The 6546-nt window shown below is 62.7% G+C and carries 6 protein-coding genes and 3 tRNA genes; 4 read left to right on the top strand and 5 right to left on the bottom strand.

Annotated elements, in window-relative coordinates; genetic code table 11:
• Positions 1-13 precede the first annotated feature (13 nt).
• Together HW554_RS19915 and HW554_RS19910 are read right to left on the bottom strand one after the other, a co-directional pair.
• Complete coding sequence (locus tag HW554_RS19915; protein WP_176910279.1) at positions 14-988, bottom strand: tetratricopeptide repeat protein; 975 nt, start codon at positions 986-988, stop codon at positions 14-16.
• A complete protein-coding gene (locus HW554_RS19910) occupies positions 985-1986 on the bottom strand; it encodes a vWA domain-containing protein (RefSeq protein ID WP_176910278.1) in 1002 nt (333 codons plus the stop codon). The genes HW554_RS19915 and HW554_RS19910 overlap by 4 nt, the downstream gene beginning before the upstream one ends.
• Positions 1987-2177: 191 nt before the next feature.
• On the opposite strand from HW554_RS19910, the gene HW554_RS19905 reads away from it, so the two are divergent.
• The 3 genes from HW554_RS19905 (at position 2178) to HW554_RS19895 (ending at position 2624) form a co-directional block, all read left to right on the top strand.
• Positions 2178-2265 (top strand) — tRNA-Ser (locus HW554_RS19905).
• A 104-nt stretch (positions 2266-2369) separates the two neighbouring features.
• Positions 2370-2446 (top strand) — tRNA-Pro (locus tag HW554_RS19900).
• A 104-nt stretch (positions 2447-2550) separates the two neighbouring features.
• Positions 2551-2624, top strand: a tRNA-Arg gene (locus HW554_RS19895).
• Positions 2625-2966: 342 nt separating this feature from the next.
• On the opposite strand, the gene HW554_RS19890 is transcribed toward HW554_RS19895, so the two are convergent.
• Together HW554_RS19890 and HW554_RS19885 are read right to left on the bottom strand one after the other, a co-directional pair.
• Positions 2967-3455 carry a hypothetical protein gene (locus HW554_RS19890; protein ID WP_176910277.1) on the bottom strand — a complete coding sequence of 163 codons (489 nt, stop codon included), beginning with the start codon at positions 3453-3455 and terminating at the stop codon, positions 2967-2969.
• Positions 3456-3632: 177 nt separating this feature from the next.
• Positions 3633-4349 carry a GAF domain-containing protein gene (locus tag HW554_RS19885; RefSeq protein WP_176910276.1) on the bottom strand — a complete coding sequence of 239 codons (717 nt, stop codon included), beginning with the start codon at positions 4347-4349 and terminating at the stop codon, positions 3633-3635.
• Between the two features lie 131 nt (positions 4350-4480).
• Between HW554_RS19885 and HW554_RS19880 the strand changes: the two genes are divergently transcribed.
• Positions 4481-5326, top strand: a complete 846-nt coding sequence (locus HW554_RS19880) for a DNA/RNA non-specific endonuclease (RefSeq protein ID WP_176910275.1) — start codon at positions 4481-4483, stop codon at positions 5324-5326.
• A gap of 429 nt (positions 5327-5755) precedes the next feature.
• On the opposite strand, the gene HW554_RS19875 is transcribed toward HW554_RS19880, so the two are convergent.
• Complete coding sequence (locus HW554_RS19875; protein ID WP_176910274.1) at positions 5756-6163, bottom strand: hypothetical protein; 408 nt, start codon at positions 6161-6163, stop codon at positions 5756-5758.
• Positions 6164-6546: the final 383 nt, after the last annotated feature.

The following is a 6546-nucleotide window of genomic DNA, read 5'->3' as shown; positions in this document are numbered from 1 at the left end:
CCTTTTCTTCCCGTTACCACGCCGGCTTGGTTTTGTCGCGGGGGGTGGTGGCTTTGCGCGGGAGCTGCTGCAGATACTGCTGCTCGGCCGTGCGCAGGGCTTCGAGCAGCTGGCGGGCCTGGCCGGGGCTCAGGTTCATTTGTTGCAGGCGGGCGCGCTGAGTTTGCTGGTTGGCTTCGTTGAGGGCGGCGGCTTCGGTGCCGCCGCGGCCACTGGTGCCGTCGGGGGCCGCGGGGCCATTCGCCTCGTCGCTGAGGCCGCGTACGGTGCCGGGCTGGCTACCGCGGGCCACGTTGCGCTCGGGCCCCGCGCCGGGCCGGAAGCCGCCGCTGGCCGCACTGCCAGGCGCGGCCGAGGGTTGGGTCGGATCGGGTTGGCCGCCCGCATCGGGGCGGGCCTGCGGGGTGCTGCTTGGGTCGTTGGGTTGACTGGGGTCGGGGCGCTGGCCCTGGGTGCCGGGGCCAGCTTTGGGCTGCGTTTGCTGCTCGCGGGGGCCGTCGGGCTGCTTCTTGGGGCTGCCATCGGTGCCGGGCGGGGGCGGTGGGGGCGGGGTAGTACGGCCCGCCAGAAAGCGGCGCAGCACTTCGTAGTTGTAGCGGGCCCCCGCGTTGCCGGCATCGGCCAGCAGCGCCTGGCGCAACAGGGCTACAGCCGGCGCGTATTGGCCCCGGTTGGCGGCCAGGGCGGCGAGCTGTTGCAGCGCCACGCTCCGTGTGCGCCCGTCGGGGCTGTCTAGCAGGCGGCCATAGTAGGAGCGGGCTTCGGCCGGCTGGCCGGCCCGCAGAGTAGCGTGGGCCAGGTTCAGCCACAGCGCATCGTCGGTGCCACCCAGTTCCAGCGCGGCTTCGCGGTAAGCCAGGGCGGCTTCGGCGTACTGGCCGCTGGCGTAAGCTGCGGCCCCGCGCTGCACGGCCGCGTTCCGGTCGTGGATGCGGGTAAGGCCGCCCCAGAAGCTGAACAGCAGCAGCATAGTGAGCAGGATTTTCATGGCCGGATAACTTTCACCGTCAGCAGAATATCAAGGCCGATGAGCAGCAGGGCCAGCGCTAGTGGGTAGCGGTAGCGGTTGTCGGCCACGGCCACGGTGCGTACCTGCTGGGCCTGGCCCTCTAGCTGGTTGAGGGCAGAGAGCAGCAGGGGAAACTCGTTGCGTTGGTCGGTTAGCTCGAAATACTGGCCGCCGGTTTGCTCGGCCAGGCGGCGCAGCGGGGCCGGCACCAGCCGCGTTACGGCGTCGCGGCCGCGGGCGTCGCGTACGTAGCCCGGCCGGCCGCCAGACAGCGGAATGCGGCTGCCCTCGGTAGTACCCACACCCATCGTAAACACGCGGGCCCCCGAGCGGGCCAGTACCCGCACGGTACCCTCCAGGTTCTCGCCAAAGTCCTCGCCATCGGTGGCCAGCACAACGGCCGTAGCGCGGGGCGGAACGCCGGCCGGAGCGGGCCCGGCGGGTGCGGTAGCCGGGGCGAGGCGGTCGAGCACCAGCTTGAGCGGCGGTACCAGATCGGTGGTGCCGGCCGGCACAAGGCTGGTTTGCAGGGTGCTCAGGAAGAGTTGCAGCGCGTCCTGATCGTAGGTAAGTGGGCACTGCACGTAGGCTTCACCGGCAAACACAACGAGCCCCAGCCGGTCGGCCGGAAAGCGGCGTACCAGCGTAGCCAGCTCGGCCTTCAGCTTCTGCAGCCGCGAGGGGGCCACATCGGGTGCATTCATCGAGCGCGACAAATCTACGAGCAGCCATACATCTTTGCCGGCGGTGCGTACCGGGTGCTGGGTGAGGCCGTAGGCGGGGCCGAGCAAAGCGGCTCCCAGCAGGCCGCCATACAGCAGACGAAACGCCAGCTTCCAGCTCAGCCGGCCGCCGTGCTGGCCCAGCGGAGCCGCCAGACGGCGGGTGCGGAGAGCGTAGCCGAGGTAAAAAATAAAAAAAATCAGCGCCGCTGCCGCCTCCGGCCAGCCTGGCAGATACGCCCAGTTCAACGCCACGGTAACGAGTTCATGTTCACAATACAACCAGCCAAAAGGGTGGGGCTGCCCCACAGGTAAAAAGCGCTAATTGGCGGCCTGAAAGCCCCAAATGCAGTAGCAAGATGGAAGATATTTTTCGGAACAGGGTTTGAATCTCCATCCGGCTCGTATATTTGCAACACCTTTCAACCGGAAAGGACAACCCTTCGGGAGAGATGGGTGAGTGGCTGAAACCAGTAGTTTGCTAAACTGCCGTAGCTCTAAAGGCTACCGGGGGTTCGAATCCCCCTCTCTCCGCGTTTCTTTGAATTAAAAATTAGGAGTTAAAAGTTGAAAATTACCGACTAGCGCAAGCACGGTTAGTCTTTAACTTTTAACTCTCAATTTTTAGTTATCCTTTTCGGGGTGTAGCGTAGCCCGGTATCGCGCCTGCTTTGGGAGCAGGAGGCCGCAGGTTCGAATCCTGCCACCCCGACCAGCATTTAGCCGTCAGCCCGCCTTTGGGGCGGGCGGCTTTTTGCTTTTCAGAACTCGCTCTATTTCTATTGTTAAATAGTGCGTTTTACACTGTTAACTCAACCCGCCTCGTTAGCTCAGCTGGATAGAGCACCTGCCTTCTAAGCAGGCGGTCACACGTTCGAATCGTGTACGGGGTACATTGAAAATCAGCCGCTTAGCCATTGGGCTGAGCGGCTGATTTCATTTTGGTTTACACCGTTGTTGACCTTGCTGTCATTTTCCTTCTATAATCTCTATAGGCCCGGCCGCTATTGCTTTCTGGGACGAAGTGGTAGCTACCCGCGATTAATTGGGCCACGTAAAAGTTGTGTTCGCCGATAGCTCGTCTAAGGACGTCTTTCGCCAACAGCTGGCTCAACGCTACAGCGCCTAGCAGAGAACCAAGTCTACGCTTGGCGCTATCTGTTCACTCAAACCGCTACTTATAGGGGGGTGAGTGAATAATCATACGTTGCAGGGCCTGCTTGAAATTTACCCGCTTACTGCGTGCCGCCCGCGTGCAGGTGCTGGTAAAGCAGCTGCGCGGCAGCCATTAGCAGGGGTTGGTCGGAGGTGCGCTCTTGGCAGCGCTGCAAATCGTAGTGGCACAGCGTGCCAAAAGGCCGGCCCTGCTCGTCGCGCATAAGCGCGCCGCAGTAAGAAATAACGGGCGTGTCAATGCCCAGCGCCTGCGGGTCAATGGTGGCGTCCAGAATCTGCACCGGCGCCTCGGTACGGCCTACCAGCGAGCAGTACGTAGCGGCCATCGGCGCATCGGCTCCTTGCCGCACCTCCGCCATTTTTCGGTCAAACAGGGCCTCGCTGCGCAGCATATCCCCATCGAAACGCCACACGCCCGTGTAGCGGTGGGGCGTGCGGTAATTCAGGTAGGCCAGGGCCGCATGCACCCCCTGCTGTTGCAGTAGGGCAGCAAAGTCGGTTATTTCTGCCGGCAGCGCAGTTCCTTCGTTCCGGATAGTTGTGCTCATGCTGGTTAGGTAAAGCCAGGCGCGCCGACGAACGGGCACCCTAGGCAAAGATAGGCCGCCGGACTTGGGGGCCGTTCCGGGCGTTGTTAACTAGTGAAAATCCTGTTTGTTTGCCGGCTGACAGCCACTACGGCCGGGCAATTTCCTGCGTCTTTCGGCCCAACGCCAATGCTGTCTTTAACAATGGGCCGCATCCAGCACTCCCTGCAGATCGTGCATGCGGCCTTCCACCTGGGCCAGAAAGACCGTTGGTACGGGCACCGCGCTGCCGTTGCGGGCATTCAGGTAGCGTACCAGCGCGTTGAGGGCCCCGATTTCCTCCTGTAGCTCGGCACTCAGGTGCGCCCATTGGCCCTGGCCGGCATCCCCCGGGCGCGCCCGGCACCGCTGGCGCACGGCCAGCGTCTGGCTGACCAGCCCGGCCAGCAGCTCCAGAATGCGCTGCTCGTCGAGGGTAAAGGGGCGGGGCTCGTGATTGACGAGGCACAGCGTACCGAGCGGGTGTTGATCGGGCAGCCGCAACAGGGCTCCGGCATAAAAACGTACGTGGTTCTGCTCCGCCACTCGCAGCACTTCTGCCGGAATAGGCGGGTGTTGCTCCAGCAGCACATCGTGGTACACCACGGCCCGGCCCTGTGTAATGGCCGTGGAGCACAGCACCTCCGCGCGCGGCAGCCGGCTGTGGGCGGGCATCCCTATCGCGACTGGGTAATGCACATCGGTTTCCTCTACTACCGACAGCAGCGAGATGGGCACCTGGAACAGCCGCGCGGCTAAGGCCACGAACTCCTCGAATACGGGCTCGGCCAGAGCGGCCAATACCTGGAACGAGCGCAGGGCCACGAGCCGGGCAGATTCGTCGTCGGGTAGGGGGGAAGGCGAAGAGGTGGCCATATGCACAGCGGTAGAAAACGGAACGAAGAGCGGAAGATAGGCGAATGGGCGCAGAATAGTGCTATGGGGTCCGTTCCCGACATTGAGGTGTAGGTAATGTAGTGCGCCAGGTGGCTTGCTACCTTTGCCCAATGCACGTTTCCCGTTACGCTTTCGCCGCTGCTCTGGCCCTGTCAGTGGCTGCCTGCTCCACCTCCAACGACCCCGCCCCGACAAGCCTGTTCCCCGAACACCTGACGCTGGGCAACCCGAGCGGCGCCACTGCCGACATCAACCAGCCCACTAACTACCTGCTCAGCAAGCCCCAGTACGCGCTCAGCTACCACCGCGACCGGGGCATCCCTACCTGGGTGAGCTGGCATCTCGACGCCACCTGGCGCGGCTCCGCCCCCCGACAGGACGACTTTCGGGCCGATAATACCCTGCCCGCCGGCTGGTATCAGGTGCAGTCTACCAGCTATTCGGACTCCGGTTTCGACCGTGGCCACCAGTGCCCCAGCGCCGACCGCACCAGCACTGTGGCCGATAATTCGGCCACCTTTCTGATGAGCAACATGGTGCCCCAGGCCCCCCGCAACAACCAGCAGACGTGGGCCAACTTTGAAAACTTCACGCGCACCTTCCTTAGCTCCGGCAACGAGGTCTATATCATCTGCGGCTCTTATGGCAAAGGTGGTACTGGCTCCGGCGGCTTTGCCACCACTATCGACCAGGGGCGCGTTACTGTGCCCGCCCGCTTCTGGAAAGTTGTTGTCGTTCTGCCCACCGGCGACAACGATGCTACCCGCTTATCGGACAGCACCCGTATCATCGCCATCGACACGCCTAACGACAACGCGCTGAGCACCGACTGGAGTCAGTACCGCACCAGCGTCGACGCCATCGAGGCGGCCACCGGCCTCGACCTGTTCTCGGCCGTGCCCGTCTTGGTGCAACAAGTAGTAGAAGCCAGCGTGGACGAAGGTCCGACGCAGTAGCCACATGCCGCTCTGCTCCGATACCGTAGTCTTTTTTACCTGTCGGGATGTGGCGTGGCTGGGCCTGTTTTATCTGGTCGGAGGCCGTTCCGCTCAATCATGTTCTGCCGCCCGCCCTGGTGTTTCTTGATATTCAGCTGCCAGGCTGCACGGGGCTTAAGGTGCAGACCAACGTGGCCGCGCTGGTCTTGCTGCTTGTGTTGCAGGGCCTAGGGTCCGGCAATGCCCCGCCGCCGGGGCTGGCCTTCGTCAAAATCGGCCTGGTGCTCTACGGCAGCGGCTACGCGCTGCTGGCTTTTCTCAACGTCGATTTGGTGCAGCGCTTCTATGAAATTGGTTGGTGTGTGGCTGCTGCGCTACAAAGTCAACTCGGCCTGGCTGGTGCTGAGCGGGGCCGTGCTGGGCTACGGGCTGCCGCTAACTGGCCAGCTATAGGTTGGAGCCGGCCTTGTGGAGCTGGAAAAAAACGGCCGCGAAAAAGAGCATGAAAAGAAAGTCGTTGAGGCCGTACACCGAATAGAAGATTCCGGCAAACAGGTCTTTCGCGTAGACGGCGGCCACGTCGTGGGTGGTAATCCAGCGAAACCACGCCACCGCATATACCAGCTTCTCGACCACGAAAGCACCTACTACCCACTTTACCTGCTGGTAGCTGGGGGCAACCGCCAGGAAAACCAGCCCCCAGACAACTATCATCAGCAACCCGAAGCTGGACATCACCACCGGGTCGGTTTCGGGGATGACAGTATTGGTGAAGACCCGCGACAAAAGCAGCACAGCCAGAATATTGGCCAGCCCGGCGGCAATGAATCCGTTGCGGATGAAGAGGGTGCTCATAGCGAAAAGGGGTGTTTTTTTTGGTGGCCGCCCCGGCTTCTACCCAAGTGAGAGGCCGGACCATTCCTGATGACCTGCAACGCCCGGCGGCCGCTAAATCAGGCGTGAAGCAGCAACCTACCGATAATAACGACAGCACCCGCGCATCCATTCTCCACTCTCCGCGCTTCCAAAGGCTAAACTGCCGCAGATACTCGCTGCCGGCCGCTTTCGTTCAGCCCCGGTCACGCGCCACGCCGGATGAGGCCAGCCGCCCACGTGCCCCTTGGGCAAGCCGACGGCAAGCCCACGGCAAGGCAGCGGCCGTAAGGAGCCCAAGCCAGGAACGACGCGCTGCACTGCCGGCTGTTACGCCAGCCGCAAGAGCACTTCCAGAAATGAAT

The sequence above is a fragment of the Hymenobacter lapidiphilus genome (genome assembly GCF_013377885.1).
Taxonomy (GTDB): Bacteria; Bacteroidota; Bacteroidia; order Cytophagales; family Hymenobacteraceae; genus Hymenobacter; species Hymenobacter lapidiphilus.
Note: the sequence above shows the minus strand (reverse complement) of the source record. Positions and strands in the feature narration are given on the sequence as shown.